This is a genomic window from Pseudomonas sp. AE27 (assembly GCF_037113495.1).
GTDB classification, from domain to species: Bacteria; Pseudomonadota; Gammaproteobacteria; order Pseudomonadales; family Pseudomonadaceae; genus Aquipseudomonas; species Aquipseudomonas palmensis.
Genome location: NZ_CP146966.1, coordinates 1,484,801 through 1,509,319 on the forward strand (window position 1 = coordinate 1,484,801; position 24,519 = coordinate 1,509,319).

The following is a 24,519-nucleotide window of genomic DNA, read 5'->3' on the forward strand; positions in this document are numbered from 1 at the left end:
CTGATACGGGGCTAGAGCAGGGTTTGTGCCATGTTTGCAAGCTGTTGATTTACATTGGTTTTATCGGGTGTTTCGGGGTGGGTTGCTAGTGGTGCAGCAGGGGGCTGTGGAATGCCTGCTGCTGCAGCAGCAACCGGTTTGAAAAGCTTCGCCAGCAAGGCTGGCTCCTACAGGGGGCGAGGCCTGTGTAGGAGCCAGCCTTGCTGGCGAATGGGGCGACACGATTTTCAGGTGGCCACCCGCGACGTCGACCCGATCACCGCCTCCAGCACACTGAAATCGATCCAGTCGCGCACATCGAAGCGCCGCGCAATGAAATGCCACCGATGCAGAAAATCGGTGAAATCCTGCAGAGCCTCGATCGAGCGACTGTCCAGCGTGGTGCGCAGGCGCCGGTGCGCGTCCTCGCCATACGCCGCCGCCACCCAGTACTCGCTGGTGTTGAGCTCGCGCGCCAGGTAGCGCCGGGTTTCATCGGGGTTGGCCCAGGCCCACTGCTCGGTACGCAGCACCACGTCGACGATGCGCGTGCACGCGCCGAAATGCTGTTGCAGCAGGTTCAGGTCCACGGTCAGGGTGCGCGGCGTGCCGTTGTTGGAACGGATCAGCGGATCGGGGTGCGAGCCGGTGTCGATCACCACCCGCAAACCGAACTCGTGGGCCAGTTGCAAGGCCGAGGCCCCCTTGAGGAAGATCGCGTCGATGTCGCCGCGCAGCAGCCCGATCAGTTCGTTGTTGCGCCGGCTCACCCGGTTCATGCCCAGGGTCACCGTGGCGCCATGCACATGGGTGACCTGCTCGTCGCTGTGGGTGCCGCCGTAGGGGTAGTCCACCAGCTCAACATCGGCCACGTCCAGGCCTTCGAGCCTGAGCGCGTTTTCCAGCCCGCGCAGGGCCTGGGCGCGGGTGAAGTCGATCTGCACGTTGGCCCACTTGGGCAGGCCGAAGCGGCGGTTCTTGAGGTCGCGCACGCTTTTCACGCCGCTGTCCTCGGTGGTCAGGATCAACTGCACCTCATCGGCCCAGCTCAGCCCCAGCACGCGGGTCTGCACGCCGCTGGCGTAGGCCCAGATCGCCGGAATGTTGCCGCCGTGGCGCACCGAGTTGGGCAGGTGATGGTCGTAGTGGGCTTCGCGCACTTCGCGCTCGCTGGACTCGCGCAGCGACTGGATCGAGGTGCCCAGCGGCTGGAACGCCTCGGCCAGGCGCCCGGTCTGCACGGCGATACCAAGGCCGGTCGGCACCGGGCTGTGGGTGTACCAGAGGGTATCGAGAGGGGTGGTCATAGGGGCATCGGGTCCTTGATGGGTTGTTGTTGCACCAGCGGCAGCACTTCCTGGCCGATGCGCAGGGCTTCTTCCAGGTGCGGGTTGCCGGCCAGGATGAAGGTCGAGAAGCCGGCGTCGCGGTACTCGGCCAGGCGTTCGGCGATGTTCTGGTGGCTGCCCACCAGGCCCACGGTGGGGCCGGGCTTGGCCTTGGCGAAACCGGCCCACAGGTTTGGCCCCAGAATCAGGTCGTCGAAGCGCTGGATGTTCTGGTGATAGGCGCTCTGGCGGGCGCCGCCGACCGAGTCGCTGGCAGTGCTGAAGGTGCTGGAGAGGGCGCTGGGCCTGCCGTCGAGCCTGTCGAACTGGCGGCGCAGGTCGCGCCAGGCCGCCTCTTCGGTTTCGCGGGCGAACAGGTCCACGCGCAGGCCGAAGCGCACCGTGCGGCCCTGCCTGTCGGCCAGCTCGCGCACGCGCTCGATGTGCGGCCTGAGCTGCTCGATCGGCTCGGCCCAGTTCAGGTACACATCGGCGTGGCGTGCAGCCACGTCCAGGGCCGGGTCGGAGAAGCCGGAGAAGTACACCCCCGGCTTGCGCACATGGCCCAGGTGCTCGGGCAGGGCGCCGTTGTCCAGTTGATAGACCTCGCCCTGGTAGCTGAAGTGCTCGTTGCGCCACAGGCCGTCGATGATGTCGAGAAATTCGCCGGTGCGCCGGTAGCGCTGGTCGTGGTCGAGAAAGTCGCCCTGGGCGCGCTGGCTGGCGGGGTTGCCGCCGGTGATGATGTTCCAGTCCAGGCGGTCGTGGCTCAGGTGCTGCAGGATGGCGGCCTGCTGTGCGGCATAGGCGGGCAGGGTCCAGGCGGCCTGGAAGGCGATCAGAAAGCGCAGGCGGCGGGTTTCGCGGGCCAGTGCGGCGGCCACGATCCAGGGTTCGGGGCCGGTTGGCAGCAGGGCGCCTTCGAAGCCGGCCAGTTCGGCGGCCTTGGCCACCTGGGCGATGTAGTCGATATAGGTGAAGCCGTCGGGGCGGCCGTCTGCCAGCCGGCCGGGTGCGATATGGCCGTGCTGGTGGCTGAAGCTGCCACGGTTGTGCCGGTCGGTGCTCAATTGCGGCCCGTCGGTGCCCAGGGGCAGGCGCCAGAAGAATTCGGTGCTCATGGCTGTTCCTCGGTGAATGTGCCAGAGGTGGTGCAACCGTCATGCCACGCGGTGCGGGCCCGGTTTTGCGGGGGGTGGGCTGCTGCACTGCTGCCAGGGCAGCAGTGCAGCAGCAGTGGGTGCGGCGGTTGCAGCAGGAGGGGGCACCACAGAGGTCCAAAGCCGTGCAAACAGGGCTGGCAATGCAATACCGTCAGGCCATGGTGCGTTGCAACCAATGTAGGAGCCGGCCTTGCCGGCGAAGCGCCGCGCGGGCGGCGCTCGGTCTGGAGGGCGCAGCAAAGGCATCGACTGGCGCATGGTGGTTGCGCTGCGTTCGTGTGTCGGGCATTCCCGAACGACGTTTAACATCTGGGTTGAGATTGCACCGGGTTCGAGAGGTGCATGCTTTTGAATCGCATCGAATTCAAAAAATGCATACCTTGAATCGCATCAAGGCCCGAAGGTGCATGCCTCGAGTCCACCAGCGCCCTCAAGACCGAGCGCCGCCCGCGCGGCGCTTCGCGAGCAACGCTCGCTCCTACATTTGTTGCAACGTGCCATGGCCTGCAGGAGCGGCGTTGTGAGCTCTGGTGGCCTGACTGGAGACCGTGCAGGAGCCGGCCCGCGCATAGCTGCGATGCAACGCCGCATACGCCCCACCCCTGGCCAGCAACTGCGCATGCGGCCCTTGCTCCACCAGGCGGCCCTGGCCGATCACCACGATGCGGTCCGCCTCGCGAATGGTCGCCAGCCGATGCGCGATGATGATCGCCGTGCGCCCCTCGCACAGCCGACGCAACGCCCGCTGGATGCGCCGCTCGGTATGCACGTCCACCGCCGAGGTGGCTTCGTCCAGCACCAGCACCGCGGGGTCTGCCAGGTACGCCCGCACCAGGCACACCAGCTGGCGCTGCCCATGGCTCAGGTGCGCGCCCAGCGCCCCCACCTGGGTCGCGTACTGGTGCGGCAGGCGCTCCAGCACTTCATCGGCGCCCAGCTCGCGGGCCGCCGCGATCAGCGTCGCATCGTCCGCCCCCGGTGCTGCCAGGCGCAGGTTGTCGAGGATGCTGCCGGCAAACAGCACGTTGTCCTGCAGCACCACACCCACGTGCCGGCGCAACTGCTGCTGGCTCAACTGGCGAACATCGATGCCATCGAGCTTCACCGCGCCGCCGTCCACGTCATAGAAGCGCGTGAGCAACTGCACCAGCGTGCTCTTGCCATGCCCCGACGGCCCGACCAATGCCAGCACCTCGCCGGCCCGTATGTGCAGGTCCAGCCCGTCGATCACCGGCGTTGGCGCCTGAGGCTCATAGGCAAAGCGCACCTGCTCGAAGCGCACCTCGCCACGCGCCCTGGGCAACGCCACGGGCACCTGCGGGTCGAGAATCTGCGGCGCGGTGTCCAGCAGCAGAAAGATCCGCTGCGCCGAAGCCGAACCGGTGGCATAGCGCTCGAACAGGTCGGTCAGCTCCTGCAACGGCCCCAGAAACAGCATCACGTAGAACAGGCTTTCACCCACCTGGCCTACCGTCACCGAACCCTCGGCCAGCCCGTAGCCACCCACCAGCACCAGCACCGCCATGCCCATCGCCGCCAGCAGCGCGGTGAACGGCGCGAACCAGCCCGAGCGCAGGCTGCCCAGAATCAGCGCGCGGTTGAATTCGTCCAGCAGGCCCTGGTAGCGCTGCAGGTTGGTCTGCTGCCGGCCGGTCTGCTGCAGCAGGCGCACGCCGCTGACGCTCTCCACCAGGTGGGCGGTGAAGCGGCTGCGGTTTTCCGCGACCTTCGCCCAGTTGCGCTGGGCGATACGCTTGAAGCCCCAGGTGGCGAGCAGCAGCAACGGCATGCTGCCGATCAGGCTGAAGAAGAACAGCGGCTCGATCAGCCACAGCATCACCGCCGCCAGGCTGCAGCGCAGCAGGGCGCCGAGCAGCTCGGGCGGGCCCTGGATCAGCAGCGGCTCTAGCGCGTCCACGTCGCGGTCGGCCCGCGAAATGATGCGCCCGGCGCGGGTGCGGTCGAAGTAGCCCACGCTCAGCGCCTGCACGTGCGCAAACACCCGCACGCGCAGGTCGTTGAGCACGCTGATCGCGGCGCTGCCGGCGATGTACTGCGAGAGCCCCGCCAGCACGAAGCGCCCCAGCCAGCTTGCCGCCAGGCCCGCGCCCAGCCACAGCACCAGCGGCGGGTCCAGCAGCCAGGCGTTGCCGTCATGGATCAGCCCGTGATCGAGCAGCTCGCGCACGAACCACGGGCGCAGGAACACGGTGAACACCAGCACCAGCTCCAGGCCGATCACCCAGCCGATCTGCCGGCGCACCGGGCGCAGCAGCGGCAGCAGGCGCCGGAACATGCTGCGGTCCAGGGCCTTTCTTGCCAGGAATTCTTCTATTTCGATATCGCTCAGGGCAGTGCCCGCTTGCGGCTTAGCCATGCTCGATCCCCAGCAGTTCACGGTAGGTCGGGTTGCGTTGCAGCAGCTGCGCATGGCTGCCGCTGTCGGCAATGCCGGTACTGCTCAGCAGCAGCACGCGGTCGGCCAGTTGCACGGTGCTCAGCTTGCTGGCGATCAGCAGCAGGGTCGGCGCATGCCCATCGCTGCGGCGCTGGCGCAGGGTGTCGAGCACACGCTGTTCACTGATCGCGTCCAGCGCGCTGGTGGCGTCGTCCAGGCACAGGATGTCGGGGGCCGCCAGCAGGGCGCGGGCCAGGCACAGGCGCTGGCGCTGGCCGCCCGAGAGGGTCACGCCACGGTCGCCCAGCGGCGTGTCCAGGCCCTGGGGCAGGCGCGCCAGCACGTCCTCGGCGCTGGCCTGGCGCAGTGCATCGAGCAGTTGCGCGTCGCTGGCCGTGGGCGCACCCAGGCGCAGGTTGGCAGCCAGGCTGTCGGCGAACAGAAAGCTCTCCTGGGGCAGCACATGCACGCGCCGGCGCAGTTCATCCAGCGCCAGGGTGCGCACGTCGTGCCAGCCCCGTGCAGCGCTGCCCAGCAGCACGCGGCCCTGGTCGGCCTCGGTCAGGCGCGGCAGCAGGCTGGCCAGCAGGCTCTTGCCGGTGCCCGTGGCGCCCACCAGCGCGACCACCTCGCCGGGTTCTATCTGCAACGAGCATTGGCTGAGCACCGCCTGCCCACCGCCGGGCGCTGCCACGCCGACAGCCTCCAGCTTCAGGCCCAGCGGCCCCGGGGGCAGCGACTGCTGGCCGCTGACGATGTGTACCGGCGCATCGAGCAACTGCCAGATACGCTCGGCCGAGGCGCGCGCGTCGGCGAAGGTCTGCATCACCCGGCCGATGCCTTCGATGCGAAACACCAGGGTGGTGGCGATCAGCAGCGAGGTCACCAGCTCGCCGATGCCGATGCGCCCCTGGGCCACCAGCTGCGCACCGACCACCAGGATCCACACATGCCCCAGCGCCACCACCGCCTGCGGCAGCGGTATGCGCGAGCTGGCGTAGGCCAGCGCCTGGCGTGCATGCCCGGCAAACACCTGCACCTGCGCGGCAAAGCCCTGGATGCGCTGGGCCTGCAGGCCGAACGACTTGATCACCCGTACCGCGCCGATGCCTTCGGCCAGGTCCTGGTTGACCCGGTCGTAGGCGGCGCCCACGGCACGGTCCAGTGCCACCAGGCGCTCGGTCTGGTGCACGAAGATGCCCAGCCCGAGCACGGTCAGCAGCAGCGGCCCCAGGGCCAGCCACGGGTCGTACCAGGCCAGCAGGCCGACGGTGGCCAGCACCACCAACGGGGTTTCCACCAGTTGGCGCCAGAAGCTGATCAGGGCATCGCGCACCTTGTCCGCATCGCGGGTGGTGCGGGTGACCATCTCGCCCATGCCGTGCTGCCAGTGGTAGCCCAGGTGCAGGGCCTGCACCTGGGCCAGCAGGCGCTCGCGCAGGCGTGTGAGCAGCGCCTGGCCGAGCACCAGCGAGCCGATGGCCGCGGCGTACTGCAACACCGCGCGGCCCAGCGCCACCGCGCCTATCAGCCAGAACCAGTGCCAGGCCAGGCGTGCATCCAGGCTGCCATCGGCCAGGCGCACCACGGCGGCGCCGGCACTCACGTCGTTCAGCGCATGGCCGATCAGCCATTGCTGCCAGACCAGCCCCAGGTTGATGAAAACGAACAGCCCGGCGACCAGGGCGAAACGCCAGGGCATTTCGCGGTAGATCGCCAGGCTGCGCAGCAGCGGGTGTCGAGGGCTCATGGAAAACTCGAGGCAAAGGGGAAAGCAGGCGCAGGGCAGGCCCCGCGCCCGGTGTTCAGCGGCTGGCGCCCGCGCTCTGCTTGGCGGCGAGAATGGCGGTGTATTCGCCCGGGTCGATGCCGTTGAGGTAGTAGTTGCCCACGTGGTGCAGGCGCCAGCGGATCGGGTCGTGGGTGGTGTGCACCCGCGCATTGCGCCAGAAGCGGTCCAGGTTCCATTTGCTCAGCGAGGCGCTGGCCCCCAGCAGCGAGAAGATGTCGCTGGAGATCTTCAGCGAGGCGGCATCCGAGTGCGCCCGCGCGGTGGCTACCGAGAGAATCAGCTCGTCCTGCAGGGCCTTGTCGTCGGGGGCCAGCTCGTGCGCATCGAAGGTCCGTGCGGCATCGCGCAGCAGCGATTCGGCGGCGCGCAGGGCCACGGCGTATTCACCGATCTGGCGGATGATGTGCGGCTCTTCGCTGGCGCGCTCCACCTCGCTCTCCACCCACGGGCGCGCGTGCTGGTTGAGGTAGTCGATGCCGGCCTGCAGGGCGCCGGCGGCGATGCCGGTGTCGATGGCCGCGTGCAGTATCTGCGGGAAGGTCAGCCCGGTGCGCTTCATCGGGCCCTGGCGGCGCAGCACATAGCGCTCGTCCAGCTCGATGTTGTCGAACTGCACCGTGCCGCTCACCGAGTTGTTCTGGCCGAATGCGTCCCAGTCGTCGAGCAGGGTCAGGCCCGGCGTGTCGCGGTGCAGCAGCACCCCGGCGCCGCCGTCGTCGCTGGCGGCGGTCAGCGAGATCCATTCGGCCAGGTACGAGCCGGTGGAGTAGAACTTGCTGCCGTTGAGCACCAGCTTGCCGTCTTCGCGGCGCTCGATGCGGGTCTTGAGGGCGAACTTGTTCTTGCCGCCGACCTCGGCCAGGGCGTTGCCCAGGCGCTTGCCGGCGAGCAGGTCGGCGATCAGGCGCTCGCGCACTTCATCCGGGTAGCCGCTGAGCACACCGCGCAGCATCACGTTGTGAATCTGCAGCAGTTGCCCGACACCGCCGTCGGCGGCGGACACGATGCGCACGGTCTCGACGATGGTCTGTACCGAAGCGCCCAGCCCGCCGAACTGCGCGGGCACGCCGATGGCGGTCAGGCCGCTGTCGGACAGCAGCTGGGCCTGGCGACGCGGCAACTGGCGGTTGTTGTGCCGGTCGCGGGCCAGCTCGGCGATCTGGCCGGCGATTTCATGGGCGGCGGCGATGGCCTGGGCGGCGCTTTCCAGGCGGCGGGGCGGGGTACTCATGCGGGGGCTTCCTTGAATGAACAGGTTTCAGGCCCTTGAGCAGGTTCTGTGCCACACGCCGCAAAGCCTTGTGCCACAAGGACTGCGGCCAGGTGCGGGCGGCGGGGTGCTGCTGGGGCAGCAGCGGGGCGCCGATTGTTGCTCTGGCAGCAGCAGGGCAGCTGCAACACTGCTGCCAGGCCAGCAGCCGGTGTTCAGAAGGTCTTTAAAAAACCAACAAAAACAATGAGTTGGTGAGTTGGCACGGGCGCTGCAATGGCATGGCTACCTTCGCTTGATGGAACATGCCCATGTCAATCGCCGCTACCTTGCCGTTGCCTGCCGCACCGGCCCTCGAACAGATCTGGTTCACCCGCTGCCCGGTGCCGACCGCCTCCGGCATCGCCTACACCCTGGGCTGGCTGGGGGAGGAATTCGCCGCCGACGGCCTGCCGGTGGAGACCCTGCAGGAGGCCCGCCAGCTCGGCCATCACCACTACGATCACCAGTTGCCCGGGCTGTTTCGCGAGGGCGGCAACGTGCCGGCCCTGGCCGCCCGCGCCGCCGGTTCGCCCAGCCGCCTGATCGGCCTGACCTGGATCGAGGAATGGCAGACCGTCCTGGTACGCCCCGACTCCGGCATCCGCAGCGCCCGGGACCTCAAGGGCAAGCGCCTGGCGCTGCCGGCCTGGGGCGACAACCGCCCGGGCAGCATCGCCCGCGCCATGAGCCTGCATGGCTACAAGGGCGCGCTGAGCCTGGCCGGCCTGAGCTTCGACGATGTCGAACTGGTGGAAGTGGCGCTGCACAACCAGGACGACGCCCTCACCCCCGAGCAGGGCCTGCAGCGCCTGTGGTCGGGGCTGGACTACCTGGCCCGTGGCGAGGTCGACGCGGTGTACGTCAAGGGCGCCGCCGCTGCCGATGCAGCGCGCCGCCTGGGCCTGGTGGTGGGCATCGACCTGGACCAGATCAGCGACCCGCGTTACCGCATCAACAACGGCACGCCACGGCCGATCACCGTGCACCAGAGCCTGCTGGACAACCACTTCGAGCTGGTGGTGCGCTTCCTCGCGCAGACCCTGCGCGCCGCCGACTGGGCCAGCCACAACCGCGAGGCGCTGCTGCGCATCCTGCAGGACGAGACCCGCGCCGGCGCCCAGGGCGTGGACGAAGCCTACCGTGGCGACTTCCACACCACCCTGGCCCCGGACCTCTCGGCCCAGCGCCTGGGCTACCTGGACATCCAGAAGACCTTCCTCAACCTGCATGGCTTTCTCGAAGCCGATTTCAACCTGGCCGACTGGGTCGACCCGCGTCCACTGCAAGCTGCCCATCAACTGCTGGCCCGGCGCGCCCGCGCCTGAACCAAGGAGTCCGCCATGACCGTACTGACCACCGAGCACCTGATCGACGCCGACCTCAAGGCCTTCATCGAGCAGGTGCTGCACGAGGCCGAACAGGCCTTCACCGTGTTCCGCGAAACCAACACCCTCACCGCCGCCGGCACCGTGGGCTTCATCGAGCGCGTACCGGGCCGCGAGCTGCTGGTGTCGGTCAACTACCCAGGCCCGTGGGACTACCGCAAGCCGCTGCAGGCCACGGTCAGCGACTTTGCCGGCAACCTGGTGCATGGCCAGGGCAAGGGCGGGCTGGGCCGCTACACCCGGCTGTTTCGCGAAGACGCCGGCATCACCACGGTGTCCCACGTGCACACCCCGTACCTGGGCGCCTGGGCGCAGACCCAGCGCAGCCTGCCGTTCCACTACGTGCCGGTGCAGCGCTACCAGCTGGCCCGCGAGCTGCCGGTGTACATCGACCGGCGCCAGGACGAGGTCGACTTCATTCTCGAGCGCCTGGCCGATAACCCCTACACCCCGGCGATTCTCGAAGCCAACGGCGGTGCGACCGTGTGGGGGCGCCAGGGCCTGCGCGCCACCGCCGAGTTCATCCTGCTGCTGGAGGAGGGCGCGCAACTGCAACTGCTGGCCGAGTCCATCGGCGGCTCGCGCCCCTACGGCCCCGGCGTGCTCACCCAGCAATGGAACATGAGCAAGCTGATCGACCGCGCCCACGCGCTGGGCCTGGTCCCGGCCATCGACCGCCCACGCGCCTGAGGAACCTGCCATGGCCATCAAGATCCTGTGGTACCTCACCAGCCCCGACGGCCCCTACCCGTGGGAGCCCCAGGGGCGCTGGAAAACCGATTTCGCCCACCTCAGGCAACTGGCGGTGGCCAGTGACCGCCTGGGGTTCTACGGCGCCCTGCTGGGTTCAAGCCCCAACGAGAGCCTGGCGGTGTCGGCGGCACTGATCGATGCCACCGAGCGCCTGCGCTTTCTGGTGGCGCAGCACCCGGGCGAGCTGTCGCCGGCGGTGCTGGCCAAGTGGGCGCTGACCTTCGACGAGTTCTCCAACGGCCGCCTGCTGTTCAACGTGGTCAATGGCAGCGACGCGGGCCTGGCCACCCTGGGTGTGCATTACCCGCACGATGAGCGCTACCAGTTCAGCCTGGAATACTGGCGCGCCTTCCAGCGCATCTATGCCGGCGACACCGCCGGTTTCGACGGCCAGTACGTGAAGCTCGCGCCACGCCCGGCTGCGGCGGCGCGCCATCCGCTGGGCGGCTGGCACCCGCCGCAGCGCCTGGCGGTACCCCTGTGGGGCGCCGGCACCTCGGACGTGGGCGTGGCGCATTCGGTGCAACTGCTGGACGTGTACCTGAGCTTTGCCGACACCCCGCCCCGGCTGGGCGACAAGTTCCGCCGCGTGGCCGCCGAAGCGGCGAAGATCGGCCGCGAACTGACCTACGGCACGCGCCTGCAGGTCATCGTGCGCGAGACCGAGGCCCAAGCCTGGGCGCATGCCGAGAAGCTGCTGCAACAGACCTCCCTGGCCACCGCCCGCGCCGCCATCGAGCGCCGCCTGCCGCCGGGCCAGACCCTGGACACCTTCCACAGCGACAACCCGCAGGTGCAGCGCAACGTGCAGAGCATCCGCGACGGGCGCCTGCCCACTGCGCGCGAGCTTGAGATCTACCCCAACGTGTGGACCGGCCCCAGCCTGTTCGGCTTCGACATCCTCGGCCCGTCGTCCGGCACCTACCTGGTGGGCAGTGCCGAGCAGGTGGCCGAGCGCATTCGCGAGTACCAGCAGCAGGGCACCTCGGCGTTCATTCTCTCGGGCTTTCCGCTGATCGATGAAGCGCACCGGGTGGCCGACCTGCTGTTCCCGCTGCTGGAACTGGACCACGGGTTCGAGATCCCGCGCCTGGGTGCGCGCACCGCTGTCGAGCCGGCCTAAGGAGCTGCCCATGCCTCATGAATTCTCGCGCCGGATCTTCCTCGGCAACAGCCTGGCCGTCGGTGGCGGCCTGTTGCTGGGCTCCAGCCTGCTGGGCGGCTGCGATGCCGGCGGGCCTGCCAGCAGCGCGGCGGCCATTGCACGCCCGGGCACCCCGGTGCACGGCGGGCGCCTGCGCGTCGGCATCATCGACGGCGACCAGGCCGGCAACCTGGATGCACACAAGCCTTCCGGTGGCGGGATCATTCGCGGCTGGGCGCTGTACAGCAAGTTCTGGGAATGGAACGACGACGTCAGCACGCGCCTGGGCCTGGCCGAATTTGCCGAGCCCAATGCCGATGCCAGCGCCTGGACCATTCGCATCAAGCCGGGGCTGGAGTTCCACCACGGCAAGAGCATCGGCGCCGACGACATGCTGTTCTCGATCCTGCGCCTGACCGACCCGAAACTTGCCTCGCCATTTGCCGGGCTGGTGGGCGCCATCGACCGCCAGGCGCTGCGCAAGCTCGACGAGCGCACCATCGAGATCCGCTTCAAGCAGGGCCGCAGCTTCTTCCCGCTGGACGAGACCCTGATTGCCTTCGGCGGCATCGTGCCCACCGACTACGACCCGGTCAGCAACCCGGTGGGCGCCGGCCCGTACCGGCTCAAACGTTTCGTGCCGGGCCAGCGTGCGCTGTTCAGCCGTTTCGAAAACTACTACAAGCCCAACCAGCCATATGCCGACGAGCTGGAGATCATCGAATTCAAGGACCAGGTATCGCGCGTAGCCGCCCTGCGTGCCGGGCAGATCGACATCGCCAGCGGCGTGCAGGCCGAGCACAGTGCCTTGCTCAAGGCCGACCCGCGCCTGCAACTGGTGGTGTCGCCCACCACCTCGTTCAGTGGCTTCAACCTCAACACCGCCAAGGCACCGTTCCAGGACGAGCGGGTGCGCCAGGCCTTGCGCCTGTTGGCCGACCGCCAGGAGCTGGTGGGCCGTGGCCTCAACGGTTTCGGGCGCATCGCCAACGACCTGTATTCGCCAACCGACCCCACCTACAACCATGCCATCGCCCAGCGCCCCTTCGATCTGGACCAGGCCCGTTCGCTGCTGCGCCAGGCCGGGCAGACCGACCTGCGCATAGAGCTGACCACCACCGCCAACGAAATCAACGCTGCCCTGGTGTTCGCCCAGCAGGCGAAGAAGGCCGGGGTCCAGGTCAAGGTCACGCCGGTGGACGCCTCGGTATTCAACGGTCCGCAGAAGGAGCAGTGGCTGATGTCGCCCGGCTCGACACCGGCCCGCGGCTTTCTGGCCACCGGCCTGCACAACGATGCACCGCTGGCGATCTACAACCGCAGCAACTTCCGTGACGAGCGCTTCAGTGCGCTGTTCACCCAGGCGCTCGGCCAGCCGGATCTGGCGCAGCGCAAGCAACTGGTGCACGAGGCGCAGGCCATTCAGCACCAGCGCGGCGGCCTGCTGATCTGGGGCTTCACCGACGTGCTGGACGCCGCCTCGAACAAGGTCGGCGGCCTGCACGGCGAACAGACCACCTTCGCCTCCTGGCGCTTTGACAGCCTGTGGTTGAACCATGCCTGAACCGTGCGCAACCTCTCATCGACTGCCGGCCTGGCTGCCCTGGTTCATCGGGCGCCTGGGCTACGGCCTGCTCACCGCCTGGGTCATCAGCCTGGTGGTGTTCATCGCCACCCAGGCGCTGCCCTCGGACCCGGCGCGGGTGATCCTGGGCCCCGACGCGCCGCTGGAGAGCATCCAGACCCTGCGCGAGCAACTGGGCCTGAACCGGCCGATCCTGCTGCAGTACCTGAGCTGGCTGGGGCAGGTGCTGCACGGCGACCTGGGCATCTCGCTGGATTCGAACCAACCGGTGGCCGGCATCATTCTCGCGCGCTTTGGCAATACCCTGGCGCTGCTGGGCGGCGTGCTGCTGGTGGTGGTGCCGCTGGCGTTGAGCATCGGCGTGAGCCTGGCGCTGCGGCGTGACAGCCGCCTGGACCGCTGGGCGCTGTCGGCGCTGATCTTTCTCAAGGCCACCCCGGGTTTTCTGCTGGCCATCGGGCTGGTGCTGCTGTTTTCCATGCCGCAGTTCAGCCTGCTGCCGGCGGTGTCGATCCTCGACCCGGACAAGCACCTGTGGCAGCAGCTGGAGTTTCTGCTGCTGCCGATACTGGCCCTGAGCCTGTCGTCGCTGCCGTACCTGGCGCGGCTGGTACGCGCCTCGATGATCGAGGCGCTGGAATCCGACTACGTGAGTGCGGCGCGCCTGCGCGGGGTGCCCGAATGGCGCATCGTGTGGCGCCACACCTTGCCCAACGCGCTGGTGCCGGCGGTGCAGGGCGTGGCCCTGACCTTGCGCACGCTGATCGGCGGCGCGCTGCTGGCCGAGGTGATCTTCAGCTACCCCGGCATCGGCACCCAGCTCAACACCGCGATCCAGATGCGCGACCTTCCGCTGATCCAGGGCGTGGTGCTGGTGATCACCCTGGGCGTGGTGGCGATCAACCTGCTGGCCGATCTGCTCACCGTGCTGCTGACCCCCAGGCTGCGCACCGCGCGGCGGGCAACGCTGATCCAGCGCAACCGTCGCGGCATCCAGAGCTGGTGGCGCCGCCCGGCAGCCAAGGCCCCTTGAGAGGAAGAGAGCATGTTCAGTGCAAGTGTCTGGCGTGAGCCGCAAATTCGTCGGGGTGGGCTGGTGACCCTGGCCATCGTGCTGCTGGCGCTGCTGGGCCCGTGGCTGGCGCCGCATGCGCCCACCGACATGGTTGGCGGGGTGTACGGGCCGCCCAGCGGCGAGGCGCCGTTGGGGCATGATTTTCTGGGCCACGACGTGGTGTCGCGGCTGCTCGGTGGCGGTGTGTCGATCCTGTGGATGTCGCTGGCGGCCGCTGCCATTGCGCTGGTGCTGGGCACGGCGCTGGGGCTGCTGGCCGGGCTGTCGCGCCAGCGCCTGGACCAGGCCATCACCTGGCTGGCGGATGTGTGGCTGGCGTTTCCGGACCTGATCCTGGTGCTGCTGATCGTGTCGATGCTGGGGCGCGCGCCGTGGCTGATCGTGATGACCGTGGCAATTGCCTTTACCCCCGGCGTGATCCGCCTGGCGCGCGGCAGTGCGGTGGCGGTGGCCAGCCAGGAGTTCGTGGAGGCGGCGCAGATGATGGGCTTTTCGCGCACGCGGATTCTGCTGCGCGAGATCCTGCCCAACGTGCTGACGCCGCTGCTGGTGCACTTTGGCAACATGCTGACCTGGGGCGTGGGCATGTTGTCGGGCCTGAGCTTTCTGGGTTACGGCGTGGCGCCGCCGGCTGCGGACTGGGGGCTGATGATCAACGAGAACCAGGCCGGGCTGCTGGTGCAGCCGTGGGCGGTGCTGGCACCGGCGCTGCTGATCGGGGTGTTCGCCTACGGCACCAATATTCTGGCCGAGGGCATTGCCCGGCACAGTGCGGGAGAACGCAAATGAATGCGCATGCCTTGATGGCCTCTTCGCCGGCAACGCCGGCGCCTACAGGTTTTGCACCGTCTGTAGGAGCCGGCGTTGCCGGCGAAGCGTTGCGGGTCGAGAACCTGCGGGTCGAACTCGCCAGCGGCGCCGATATCATCGACCACATCCACTTCAGCCTGGCCCCCGGTGAAATCCTCGGCCTTGTCGGCGAGTCCGGCTCGGGCAAGACCACCCTGGCCACCGCGCTGCTGGCCCATGCCCGGCGCGGTGCGCAGATTGCCGGCGGGCGCATCGACATTGCCGGCGCCTCGCTGCTCGAGCTCAAGGGCGATGCCCTGCGCCGTGCCCGCGGCGGGCTGATCGGCTATGTTGCGCAAGACCCGGCCATGGCCCTCAACCCGGCGCTGCGCATCGGCAACCTGCTGCGCGAAACCCTGCTGGCCCACGAGCCGCAGCTTGCCCGTGCGGCCCAGGCCGACCGCCTGCAGCAGACCCTGGTGGACGTCGGCCTGCCCGGCGATCGCGAGTTTCTCAGGCGCTTCCCCCATCAACTGTCCGGCGGCCAGCAGCAACGGGTGATGCTGGCCCTGGCCTTCGTGCTGCGCCCGCGCCTGATCGTGCTCGACGAACCCACCACCGCCCTCGACGTCGGCACCCAGGCGCACATCCTGCAAACCCTGCGCAGGCTGTGCAAGGAGCAGGGGGTGGCAGCGGTGTACGTGTCCCACGACCTGGCCGTGATCAAGGACCTGGTCGACCGCGTGATGGTGATGTACGCCGGGCGCATCGTCGAGGTGGCGCAGCGCGAACGCCTGTTCGCGCGGCCCGCGCACCCGTACACCCTGGGCCTGCTGGCGGCGATTCCGGACGTGGCCCGCCAGCGCCCGTTGCAGGCGATTGCCGGCCATGCCCCGGCGCCCGGTCAGCGCCCGCAAGGCTGCGCCTTCGCCCCGCGGTGCGCGCGCCGCAGCGCTGCCTGCACCTCGCTGGAGCCGTCGCTGAATGCGCTGGACAGCGCGCAGCAGGTCGCTTGCCTGCACCCGCAACTGACTGCTGTGGCTGCGCCGACGGTGGTGCCGGCAACGGTGCTCAGCTGCGCTGACACGCCGCTGCTGAGCCTGCGCGACCTCAACCTGAGCTACGACCGCCAGGTGCTGTTCGACCTGTCGCTGGACCTGTACAAGGGCGAATGCCTGGCGGTGGTGGGCGAGTCGGGCTCGGGCAAGACCAGCCTGGCGCGCACCCTGGCGGGGCTGGGCGATACCGCCCAGGCCGAGCTGACCTTCGACGGGCAGCCGCTGAGCCTGCTGGCGCGCCAGCGGCCCGCGGCCACGCGCCACCGTATCCAGTACATCTTCCAGAACCCGTACCGCGCCCTGAACCCGCGCCAGACCGTGGCGCAGTGCCTGCAAGCGCCCCTGGAGCACTTCTTCGGCCTCAAGGGCGCGGCCTGCCGGGCGCGTATCGACGCGGCGCTGGCACGGGTCGCGCTGCCCCCGGATGCAGCGCACAAATACCCGCATCATCTGTCGGGCGGCGAGCGCCAGCGCGTGGCGATTGCCCGCGCGCTGGTGTGCGAGCCTTCGGTGCTGATCTGCGACGAGGTGACCTCGGCCCTGGACGTGTCGGTGCAGGCGGCGATCCTGGCGCTGCTCAAGCAGTTGCAGGGCGAGGGCATGACCCTGCTGTTCGTCACCCACGACCTGGGCGTGGTGCGCGCCATCGCCGACCGCGTGGTGGTGGTCAGGGAAGGGCGGATTGTCGAGCAGGGGCCGGCGCAGGATGTGCTGGACCACCCCCAGGCGGCGTACACCCAGGGGCTGCTGGCGCACTCGCCACGGCTGGGCTGAGCGGGCGGCCGGCGTGCATCAGCGCATGCACCAGCAGGCCGGTCAGCAACCCCCAGAACGCGCCGCCGATACCCAGCAGGGTGACATTGGCGGCGGTAGCCAGAAAGGTGATCAGCGCGGTCTCGCGAGTACGCGCATCGCCCATCGCGCTGGCCAGGCTGCCACCGATGGCGCCCAGCAGGGCCAGCCCGGCGAGGGTGGTGACGAAGGTGCGCGGCAGCACCATGAACAGGCTGGCCAGGGTCACGCCGAAAACCCCCACGGTGACGTAGAACACCCCGCAGGCGATGCCGGCGAGGTAGCGCCTGGCCGGGTCGGGGTGCGCGTCCTTGCCGGTGCAGATGGCCGCAGTGATGGCGGCCACGTTGAACGCATGGGCGCCAAACGGCGCCATCAGCAGCGACCCCAGCCCGGTGACCGTGATGATCGGGTTGGCGCTGGTGGCGTAGCCGTCGTTGCGCAGCACCAGCATGCCGGGCATGTACTGCCCGGTGAGGGTGATGACGAACAGCGGCAGCGCCACGCCGAACAGCGCGCCAAGGCTGAACTGCGGAGTTTCGAACACCGGCAGCGCCATGCTCAGGTGCACGCCGTGCAGGTCCAGGCGCTGCTGGGCCAGCAGCATGGCCAGGCCCGCCACCAGCACCCCGACCACGGCAAAGCGCGAGGTGAAGCGGCGCAGCACGGCGTAGGTGAGCACCAGCACGATCACCAGCAGCGGGTCGGCGCTGGCCCCGCCGAAGGCGTTGACCCCGAACTGCAGCAGGATGCCTGCCAGCAGCCCGGCGGCGATGCCGGCCGGTATCCAGCGCACCAGCCGCTCGAACACCCCCGACAGCCCCAGCAGGATGAAGCCGATGGCGCACAGTACGTAGGCGCCGATCACCTCGCCATAGGGTGTGAACGGCATGACCGTGGCCAGGAACGCCACGCCCGGGGTGGACCAGGCGGTGATGATCGGCGCGCGGTAGCGCCAGCTCAGCCAGGCCCCGGTCAGGCCCACGCCGATGCTCACCGACCACACCCACGAGGCGGTTTGCGCGGCGGTCAGGTTGCCCAGTTGCGCGGCCTGGAACACCAGCACGAAGGTGCCGCCATAGTTGACCATGACGCTGATCAGGGCGGCCAGGGTGGGTGAGACGAGGTCACGCGGGTGCAGGCGCGAAGCGGTTCGGTTCATGGGCAGGTCCTTGCGGGATGGGCTGGGGTGCCGAGCGTATCCGCGCCAGGGGTGGCCCGATCAGTCCACCTCGCTGGCCTGCGCCAGACCGCTGCGCACGCCGGGGCGCAGGGCCTTGGCCAGGCGTGCCACGGCACTGCCGATCTGGTGCGGGGTGAGCGCTGCGAAGCCCAGCAGCCAGCCGCCCTGTGCCGGCGGCGTGGCGTACAGGCGGCTGAGGCCGGGCAGGTGGATGCCCGCCCGCGCGGCCTGGCGGATCGTCTCGGCCTCGCTCCAGCCGTGCTCCAGGCGGCACAGCATCTGCAGGCCGCCCGGTGGCAGCTGCGCGCTGGCGATGCCGCCCAGGTGCTGGTGCAGGGCCTGGGCCATGGCCTCGCGGCGCACGGCATACAGCGTGCGCATGGCGCGAATGTGCGCGGCGAAATGGCCGTCTTCGATAAACCGCGCCAGGGTCAACTGGGCCAGCTGCGGGGTGTGCCCGTCGAGCATGCTGCGCGCGTGGCTCATGGGCGCGACCAGGGCCGGCGGCAGCACCATGAAACCCATGCGCAGGCCGGGGTACAGCGACTTGGCGAAGGTGCCCAGGTAGATCGTGCGCTGCGCGTTGTCCAAGCCCTGCACGCAGGCGGTGGGCAGGCCGTCGTAGTGGAACTGGCTGTCGTAGTCGTCCTCGATGATCCAGCCGTTGCGCTCGGCGGCCCAGGCAATCAGGTCCAGGCGCCGTTCCAGGGCCAGGGTGACGCCGGTGGGGTACTGGTGCGACGGGGTGACGTAGACGGTGTTGGCGCCGCTGCGGTCAGCACGCAGCAGGTCGGTGCGCAGGCCGTGCTCATCCACGGCCACGGGCACCACCTGCAGCTGGGCCATCTCGAAGGCCTTGCGCGCGCCAAAGTAACCCGGGTCTTCGAGCAGGATCGGCCCGCCGGGGTCGGCCAGCACCTGCGCGCACAGGTACAGCGCCTGGCGCGCGCTGCTCAGCACCAGCACCTGGTCGGCGTGCACCCTGGCGCCGCGTTCCAGGTTCAGGTAGCGGGCGATGGCCTGGCGCAGCGGCGCGGCACCCAGCGGGTCGCCATGCAGCAGCACCTGGGCGCGGTAGTCCTTCTGGGCCTGGCGTTGCAGGCGGTCCCAGGTGTCGAGGGGGAAGTTGCGCGTCTCGGGCAGGCCGGTGGCGAAGGCCTTGACCTGCTGCTGGTCGCTGACCCCGCCGCTGGCCAGGATCGCCGCGCCACGGGCGCTGAGGCCGACGGTGGCAGGCGCGTGCTGCGGCGCGCCGGTGCGCGGGGGGCGTGCACCCAGCAGACGTGGCCCCAGGTGCTCGGCCACATAGCTGCCCGAGCCTGGGCGGCGGCAGATGCAGCCCTCCAGCTGCAGTTGCACATAGGCCATCTCCACGGTGTCGCGAGACAGTCCCAGGGAACTGGCCAGGGTGCGGGTGGCGGGCAGGCGGCAACCCGGCGGCAGTTCGCCGGCAAGAATGAGTTCGCGCAGGGCGCGCTGTACCCGCACGCGCAGCTCCAGCGGGGCCAGCTCGGCGGCGGCCAGGCGGATCTTCAGGGTGTCGAGTTGAAAACTGTGGGCCATGACGTCTGTGCAGTGAAGAAGGGCAGGCCGGCATGCTGACCTGCCAGGGCCCGGCTGTCCATGCCTGCCCTTGAACGGGGGAAGGTTACAGCGCGATCTGGTAGAGGATCGTGCCGGGGTTGACAGCCACACGGTTGTACAGCTGCTGGGCGCGATGGTTGGTCTGGTGGGTGTGCCAGTACAGGCGTGTGCACTGCTGCTGGTCGGCGGCGGCCTTGACCCAGGCGATCAGGTGCTCGCCGGTACCCTGGCCGCGCATCTGCGGGGCGACGTAGAGGTCTTCGAGGTAGCAGTAGTGGGTGGTCGACCAGGTGGAGCGGTGGATGACCCAGGTGACCATGCCGACCAGCTCGCCGTCGTACTCGGCCACTGCGGCGAACACGGGCTCGTCGGGGTCCAGAAAGCGCTTGAAGGTGGTGGCGTTGACGGCTTCGCCCAGGTCGACCTGGTAGAAGTCCTGATAGGCCAGCCAGAGCGGCAGCCAGGCCTCGAAGTCGGTGGGCTGGATGGGGCGGATGGCGAGTGATGCGGTACTGCTGGTCATCGCTGATGGTCCTCGTTGATGGCAAGGCTGCATGCCTCGCGACCTGCCCAAGCATAGGGGCAGGGCGCGGGCATCAACCGACCACTTGGAGGGCGGCGGGCAGTCCGCGTGCCTCAGGCTGCCAACACGCCGGCCAGCGCGACCAGCCGCTGTTCGACCGTGTCGCGGGGGCAGTGGCTCTGCAGGTAGCCGGCCTCGACGACAAAGTCGAAGTCCTGCTGCAGGGCATGGGCCAGGGCGTCGCGCCCGAGCAGTTCATCGACATCCATCTGCAGCAGAAAGCCATGCGGCGTGGAGGTGACATAGAGATGGGTGTGCACCTGCGGGCTGGGCCTGTGCAGCAGGTAGAAGTAGGGTTCGTCGGCACTGCCGGAAACCGGCACGTAGCCTTCGACCGACAGCGGTGCCAGTTGCGCCAGCCGCTGCGGGGTTTGCAGCCGTTGATGCAGGGCGAAGCTGAACAGCTCGGCATGGCTGCCACTCATGCGTTCCCTGGCCAGCAGGTACACCTGGTCGCGTTCGAAGCGCAGTTGGCGCAACGCGCAGTACCCGAGGGCCGAGGGGGTCTGGATCAGCACCTGGCGCCACGGCTCCCGCACCCGGGCCTGGTCGATGATGCGTTGCAACTGGGCCGGCAGCGGGCGGGTTTCGTCCAGTCGGTTCCAGAGGCAGAACAGCGTCACGCGCATGCCGTCTTCATTGGCCAGCAGGCGTTTCCAGGTGCCAGGGCCCGTGAGACCGTCGCCAAGGAACGAATGGTTGTAGCCGCGTTTGAGCAGGTAATCACCCTCGCTCAACAGCGCGCGCTCCCAGAGGAAGTCGTCGATTGCGCGTAGCCCGTGGTCGTCGAACATCTGCTCGGCCAGCGCAAGGCTGCTGGCAAAGTGTTCCTGCCAGGTGGCGTGCGCGTGGCTTTGCAGCGCCCAGGCGGCGCTGCTGTGGTCGAGCAGAAAATCGATCTGGCCCTGGAAGTAGCCGTGCTGCTCGGCGTGTTCGAGCAGCGGCCGCCATTGGCTGTCGGCGACGATCAGTTTCGCCTTGGTGATTTCCTCGCGCACCTGGGTACCGCGAAAGCCGCTGACGGGCCTGTCGACGCTGGCAAAGTGCGCGAGGATGTCCAGCGCCTGCTCCAGCATTTCGCCGAGCCCGCTGACGCTGCGCTTTACATCGTCCGGCCCGTCGTAGCTGGCATTGACCGACAGGTTGACCACCAGCCGCATCCACTCGCCAAATGCCTGCGGTTGGCTGCTGCCATGGCGGCGCAGGAACATCGCATAGCCGCAGAACTGCACCAGGCGGGTGTAGTTCAGTGGCTGGTCGCTGATGGCGTGGTTGAAGAAGGCGACCTCGTCGAAGTAGTGCGCCGTTGGCAACTGGGTGGCGAAACTGCCGGGCCCCTCGCTCCAGGCTTCGAGCAGCAGCATCAGGGTTTCGGAAAACGCATCATCGAGCCAGCCGTTGTCCTCGTACACCTGGTAGCTCAGGCGCTGCTGGCGGTTGCGCAGCTTGAGCAGGTCGGCTTCGTAGCCCGGCGCCTCGGGCGCGCGGGTGGCCGCGGCGACCATCTGCAACAGGTTCATCACCGCCTGGTCGAACAGGCGCATGGTCGCGGGGGCCGTGGCGTCATTGCGGGCGTTGCTGAAGTTCCAGAAAAAATCCGCCCAGCGCGTGTCCATGCGCCAGGCGAAGAAGGTCGCGGTGCTGACCGGCTTGCCGTGCATCTGCCGGGTGTGACCGTCGAACTGGGTGTGCAGGTGCCGTTCATAGCGCGCCTTGAACGTCTCGAAGGCAGTCAGCGGCATGCCGCGGGCGTTCATCTTGATGTACAGGTCGTCGGCCAGGCCGAAGTCGTCCAGGTCGAGGATCTGGAAGCTGATCACCGGCCGCTGCACATCGATCAGGCGGGCAAAACGGGCGGTGGCGGCGTTGTGAAAGCGCTCGTGCATGGCCTGCAGCATGGTCAGGCATGACTGGATGGTGGGGTCCAGGCGCCAGTGGCGAAAGTACCAGGGCTGGTCGGTGAGGTGCTCGATCAGCGAGTCGTCGGCACCCAGCGCGGGCGAGGGTGCATGTTGGCTGAGGGCGTCGAAGAACTCGCTGCTGCTGGGCCTGACGCTGTAGGCGAATCGGGCGCTGCCGTTGGCGTTGCAGAACAGTTGGGTGAAGGCTGCCAGCTCACCGTCGCGTTGCGCCAGGTACCAGTGCAGCAGAAACAGTGTGGTCAGGCGCTGCTGGCCGTCGAGCGGGACGAACTGGCGCTGGGGGTTCAGCGTGCCGTAGACGAAGTCCAGGTTCAGCGGCAGGCTCGGGTCGTCGGGCGGCAGTGCCAGGGCGCGGGCCAGGGCACCGAGGAATTCGCTGCGCACCTCTTCGGTATCGGCCCTGCCCTGGGCGTAGTCGCGCTGGATCAGCGGGATGCGGGTGCCGGCGTAGCGCTCGAACAGCTGGCCGAAGATGATCTGGCTGTTGGCGCTCATGCGTGCTGCTCCTGCGGGTCGGCGAAGAAGGCTATCAGGGTGTGCAAGAGCGCAAGCGCGTAGCCCTTGCGGTCCTGTTCGCCCCAGAACAGCAGGTGCTTGACGTCAGGGCTGTAGCATTTGAGGAACAGGTTGCGCGTGCACAGCGGCACGAACACGCCGCCCTGGTCCAGGGCCAGCAGGCGCTCGCGCTTGACCGCGAAGATCGCGTTCTTGTAGCTGCGGTTGGTCTTCTGGTCGAGCAGCGTGAGGTTGCCGATGCTGTCGTCGACCTCCTGGTTTTCGCCGAACGCCTCCAGCACTGCCTGGTGGAGCGCGTTGAAAGCCTCATCGTCTGCACCCTTGGGGTCGCCAATGAATGCCTCCAGGGCCTCGCGCAGAGGCCGGGTTTCGGTCTTGTCCGGCAGGTGCGGCAGGCAGCGTTGCAGCCATTGCTGTTTTTCCTCGGCGCCGTTGAAGCGGTGGGCGGTGACCGAGCGCACATGTTCGATGTCCCAGCGCTCCTTCTTGAAGCTGTCGAACTGGAAGCGCACGTTCGATTGCGGGTTCTGCAGCAGGCTGGCGAGGTTGAACAGCAGCAGGGTCGCGCGAATGGCCGATCTGTCCCGCTGTGAGTAGTCCAGGCCGGCGAGGAAGGGCGAGAGCGCATCGGTAATGGCGTCGCGGGTAGCCGGCTGGGGCAGGGGCGAGCCGGTCAGTTGCATGAACACGCGCTGGCGCAGGCGCTGTTCGAACTGGCTCTTGGGCAGGCCTTGCGACAGGGCAAACAGCTCGGCCACGGCGACACCCTGCTGCACCAGAAAACCGATGATGTGGTAGAGCCGGCGGTCCTCGAACCATTCCTCCAGCAGCATGCAGGTGTTCTTGACCTGCTGCCATAGCGGTTGCGCCGAGGCGTCGGGGGCAGCCAGCCGGCGACTGTAGTGATGGAACACGGAGTAGCGCTGTCGGGCTGGCGCGCTTGCGCCTTCCACCCGGGCTACCAGCTGGAACAGGAAGCCGATGCGGTTCTGCCCGGTGCTTGGCTGCTCGTTCAGGAAGTACCAGAGCGCGTCGTTCTGCAGGGCCTTTTCGAGTTGATCCCATTCGTGGGCGATGCGCAGTTGCTGGGGTGTTTCGCCCGAGGCGTCGTCGGCGTTGCGCTTGAGAAACAGCGCACGGATCAGCTCGTCGTCGGTCAGGGGGATCTTGCCGATGTTCAGGCGCGTGAAGGCGTCCACCGGGTTCTCGCTGGCGGCCAGCTCGTACCAGATGACCTTGGTGCGGTTGAGCAGGGTGGACTTGAAGTCGTCGACTTCGTTGTCGTGCTGATCGAACCAGTGCTCGATGCTGTGCATGGCCTGGTACAGGTGGAAGAAATCGACATTGCCGCAGGCCTGCTCGGCCGAAGGCTCAAGCAGAAAATCCGGCAGGTGCGGGCGGGTTTCGTAGCTGAGTTCGAACACCGGTGCGCGGTGTCTTTCGGTGAGCCGCTGGTTGAAGAAACGCAGAATCAGCAGCAGCGTGGTGAGGCGCTGCTGGCCGTCGACCACTTCATACTGGCCATTGTCGCGGGCCTTTAGCACCAGCGGCTGCAGGCAGTAGAAGTCGTCGTTCTGCGGGTTCTTGCGGTAGGCGAACTCGAGGATGTCTTCCAGCAGTTGTTGCACCTGCTCGGGTTTCCAGCGGTAGCCGCGCTGGTAGGCGGGGATCCAGAAGCGATTGGCCGGGCTTTGCCTGTCCTCCCTGATCAGCTGGTGGACGGGCTTAGGCCGAAAATCGGGTGAGGTCATTGCAATGGTCCTTATTGCCGAGGGTGCGCAACAGCCGAGCGATGGCAGAGTGCCTTGGTAGGGCGAGGTTGGCAACGGAGTGGGCAGAAAAACCGCATGTGCAGGTTTTGCTGGCGCTGCGCACCAGATCGCGGGCAAGGCCCGCTCCTACGGCCTGGCGGCCAGAGGCGGAGTCTGCCCGCAGGGCGTAGGAGCCGGCGTTGCCGGCGAACGAGCGCGAAGCGGTCGCAAGGCCTGAGTGCGCGGTGTGTCAGGCAGACCGCATGTGCAGGTTTTACTGGCGCTGCGCACCAGATCGCGGGTCAAGGCCCGCTCCTACGGCCTGGCGGCCAGAGGCAGAATCTGCCCGCAGGGCGTAGGAGCCGGCGTTGCCGGCGAACGAGCGCGAAGCGGTCGCAAGGCCTGAGGGCGCGGTGTATCAGGCAGACCGCATGTGCAGGTTTTGCTGGCGCTGCGCACCAGATCGCGGGCAAGGCCCGCTCCTACG

Annotated in this window: 18 protein-coding genes; 7 read left to right on the forward strand and 11 right to left on the reverse strand. The window is 68.2% G+C overall.

The window, feature by feature from the left end:
* Positions 1-11 precede the first annotated feature (11 nt).
* The 6 genes from V9K84_RS06880 to V9K84_RS06905 all read right to left on the reverse strand — a co-directional run bounded on the left by V9K84_RS06880 (position 12) and on the right by V9K84_RS06905 (position 7,891).
* On the reverse strand, positions 12-158 hold the full coding sequence (locus tag V9K84_RS06880; protein WP_168186860.1) for a hypothetical protein: 147 nt from the start codon (positions 156-158) through the stop codon (positions 12-14).
* A gap of 69 nt (positions 159-227) precedes the next feature.
* On the reverse strand, positions 228-1,286 hold the full coding sequence (locus tag V9K84_RS06885; RefSeq protein WP_043862916.1) for an ABC transporter substrate-binding protein: 1,059 nt from the start codon (positions 1,284-1,286) through the stop codon (positions 228-230).
* Entirely contained in the window at positions 1,283-2,428 is a 1,146-nt protein-coding gene (locus V9K84_RS06890) for an LLM class flavin-dependent oxidoreductase (protein ID WP_058540679.1), read from the reverse strand. The genes V9K84_RS06885 and V9K84_RS06890 overlap by 4 nt, the downstream gene beginning before the upstream one ends.
* Positions 2,429-2,948: 520 nt before the next feature.
* Positions 2,949-4,847 carry an ABC transporter ATP-binding protein gene (locus V9K84_RS06895; protein ID WP_088515374.1) on the reverse strand — a complete coding sequence of 633 codons (1,899 nt, stop codon included), beginning with the start codon at positions 4,845-4,847 and terminating at the stop codon, positions 2,949-2,951.
* Positions 4,840-6,618 (reverse strand): ABC transporter ATP-binding protein, encoded by a 1,779-nt coding sequence (locus V9K84_RS06900; RefSeq protein ID WP_088515373.1) that lies wholly within the window; start codon positions 6,616-6,618, stop codon positions 4,840-4,842. Before V9K84_RS06900 ends, V9K84_RS06895 begins: the two co-directional genes overlap by 8 nt.
* Positions 6,619-6,673: 55 nt before the next feature.
* On the reverse strand, positions 6,674-7,891 hold the full coding sequence (locus V9K84_RS06905) for an acyl-CoA dehydrogenase family protein (protein WP_054915368.1): 1,218 nt from the start codon (positions 7,889-7,891) through the stop codon (positions 6,674-6,676).
* A gap of 290 nt (positions 7,892-8,181) precedes the next feature.
* On the opposite strand from V9K84_RS06905, the gene V9K84_RS06910 reads away from it, so the two are divergent.
* The 7 genes from V9K84_RS06910 to V9K84_RS06940 are packed head-to-tail and all read left to right on the forward strand — an operon-like array spanning position 8,182 to position 16,475.
* The gene (locus tag V9K84_RS06910; RefSeq protein WP_088515372.1) at positions 8,182-9,237 is read left to right on the forward strand and encodes an ABC transporter substrate-binding protein; all 1,056 of its coding nucleotides are present in this window, start codon (positions 8,182-8,184) and stop codon (positions 9,235-9,237) included.
* 15 nt (positions 9,238-9,252) lie between these two features.
* The gene (locus tag V9K84_RS06915) at positions 9,253-9,987 is read left to right on the forward strand and encodes a class II aldolase/adducin family protein (protein WP_088515371.1); all 735 of its coding nucleotides are present in this window, start codon (positions 9,253-9,255) and stop codon (positions 9,985-9,987) included.
* Positions 9,988-9,997: 10 nt separating this feature from the next.
* Complete coding sequence (locus tag V9K84_RS06920; protein ID WP_088515370.1) at positions 9,998-11,173, forward strand: LLM class flavin-dependent oxidoreductase; 1,176 nt, start codon at positions 9,998-10,000, stop codon at positions 11,171-11,173.
* 10 nt (positions 11,174-11,183) lie between these two features.
* A complete protein-coding gene (locus V9K84_RS06925) occupies positions 11,184-12,758 on the forward strand; it encodes an ABC transporter substrate-binding protein (RefSeq protein ID WP_088515369.1) in 1,575 nt (524 codons plus the stop codon).
* Complete coding sequence (locus V9K84_RS06930) at positions 12,751-13,812, forward strand: ABC transporter permease (RefSeq protein WP_043860484.1); 1,062 nt, start codon at positions 12,751-12,753, stop codon at positions 13,810-13,812. The genes V9K84_RS06925 and V9K84_RS06930 overlap by 8 nt, the downstream gene beginning before the upstream one ends.
* 12 nt (positions 13,813-13,824) lie before the next feature.
* On the forward strand, positions 13,825-14,643 hold the full coding sequence (locus V9K84_RS06935) for an ABC transporter permease (protein WP_043860485.1): 819 nt from the start codon (positions 13,825-13,827) through the stop codon (positions 14,641-14,643).
* Positions 14,640-16,475 carry an ABC transporter ATP-binding protein gene (locus V9K84_RS06940; RefSeq protein ID WP_082405744.1) on the forward strand — a complete coding sequence of 612 codons (1,836 nt, stop codon included), beginning with the start codon at positions 14,640-14,642 and terminating at the stop codon, positions 16,473-16,475. Before V9K84_RS06935 ends, V9K84_RS06940 begins: the two co-directional genes overlap by 4 nt.
* On the opposite strand, the gene V9K84_RS06945 is transcribed toward V9K84_RS06940, so the two are convergent.
* From V9K84_RS06945 to V9K84_RS06965, 5 genes are all read right to left on the reverse strand, one after another.
* Positions 16,369-17,655, reverse strand: coding sequence for a benzoate/H(+) symporter BenE family transporter (locus V9K84_RS06945; protein ID WP_088515368.1), 1,287 nt, complete (start codon positions 17,653-17,655; stop codon positions 16,369-16,371). The two genes, V9K84_RS06940 and V9K84_RS06945, sit on opposite strands and share 107 nt — an antisense overlap.
* A gap of 60 nt (positions 17,656-17,715) precedes the next feature.
* A complete protein-coding gene (locus tag V9K84_RS06950) occupies positions 17,716-19,239 on the reverse strand; it encodes a PLP-dependent aminotransferase family protein (protein WP_043860488.1) in 1,524 nt (507 codons plus the stop codon).
* An 85-nt stretch (positions 19,240-19,324) separates the two neighbouring features.
* Positions 19,325-19,783, reverse strand: coding sequence for a GNAT family N-acetyltransferase (locus V9K84_RS06955; protein WP_054915360.1), 459 nt, complete (start codon positions 19,781-19,783; stop codon positions 19,325-19,327).
* A 113-nt stretch (positions 19,784-19,896) separates the two neighbouring features.
* A complete protein-coding gene (locus tag V9K84_RS06960) occupies positions 19,897-22,260 on the reverse strand; it encodes a DUF262 domain-containing protein (protein WP_088515367.1) in 2,364 nt (787 codons plus the stop codon).
* Positions 22,257-24,032: a DUF262 domain-containing protein gene (locus tag V9K84_RS06965; protein ID WP_088515366.1), complete on the reverse strand. Its 1,776-nt coding sequence runs from the start codon at positions 24,030-24,032 to the stop codon at positions 22,257-22,259. Before V9K84_RS06965 ends, V9K84_RS06960 begins: the two co-directional genes overlap by 4 nt.
* Positions 24,033-24,519 lie beyond the last annotated feature (487 nt).

Bases quoted from the DNA above. Each gene is read 5' to 3' on its own strand.
- V9K84_RS06885 (WP_043862916.1), bottom strand. From the start codon at position 1,286: ATGACCACCCCTCTCGATACCCTCTGGTACACCCACAGCCCGGTGCCG.
- V9K84_RS06890 (WP_058540679.1), bottom strand. From the start codon at position 2,428: ATGAGCACCGAATTCTTCTGGCGCCTGCCCCTGGGCACCGACGGGCCG.
- V9K84_RS06895 (WP_088515374.1), bottom strand. From the start codon at position 4,847: ATGGCTAAGCCGCAAGCGGGCACTGCCCTGAGCGATATCGAAATAGAA.
- V9K84_RS06900 (WP_088515373.1), bottom strand. From the start codon at position 6,618: ATGAGCCCTCGACACCCGCTGCTGCGCAGCCTGGCGATCTACCGCGAA.
- V9K84_RS06905 (WP_054915368.1), bottom strand. From the start codon at position 7,891: ATGAGTACCCCGCCCCGCCGCCTGGAAAGCGCCGCCCAGGCCATCGCC.
- V9K84_RS06910 (WP_088515372.1), top strand. From the start codon at position 8,182: ATGTCAATCGCCGCTACCTTGCCGTTGCCTGCCGCACCGGCCCTCGAA.
- V9K84_RS06915 (WP_088515371.1), top strand. From the start codon at position 9,253: ATGACCGTACTGACCACCGAGCACCTGATCGACGCCGACCTCAAGGCC.
- V9K84_RS06920 (WP_088515370.1), top strand. From the start codon at position 9,998: ATGGCCATCAAGATCCTGTGGTACCTCACCAGCCCCGACGGCCCCTAC.
- V9K84_RS06925 (WP_088515369.1), top strand. From the start codon at position 11,184: ATGCCTCATGAATTCTCGCGCCGGATCTTCCTCGGCAACAGCCTGGCC.
- V9K84_RS06930 (WP_043860484.1), top strand. From the start codon at position 12,751: ATGCCTGAACCGTGCGCAACCTCTCATCGACTGCCGGCCTGGCTGCCC.
- V9K84_RS06935 (WP_043860485.1), top strand. From the start codon at position 13,825: ATGTTCAGTGCAAGTGTCTGGCGTGAGCCGCAAATTCGTCGGGGTGGG.
- V9K84_RS06940 (WP_082405744.1), top strand. From the start codon at position 14,640: ATGAATGCGCATGCCTTGATGGCCTCTTCGCCGGCAACGCCGGCGCCT.
- V9K84_RS06945 (WP_088515368.1), bottom strand. From the start codon at position 17,655: ATGAACCGAACCGCTTCGCGCCTGCACCCGCGTGACCTCGTCTCACCC.
- V9K84_RS06950 (WP_043860488.1), bottom strand. From the start codon at position 19,239: ATGGCCCACAGTTTTCAACTCGACACCCTGAAGATCCGCCTGGCCGCC.
- V9K84_RS06955 (WP_054915360.1), bottom strand. From the start codon at position 19,783: ATGACCAGCAGTACCGCATCACTCGCCATCCGCCCCATCCAGCCCACC.
- V9K84_RS06960 (WP_088515367.1), bottom strand. From the start codon at position 22,260: ATGAGCGCCAACAGCCAGATCATCTTCGGCCAGCTGTTCGAGCGCTAC.
- V9K84_RS06965 (WP_088515366.1), bottom strand. From the start codon at position 24,032: ATGACCTCACCCGATTTTCGGCCTAAGCCCGTCCACCAGCTGATCAGG.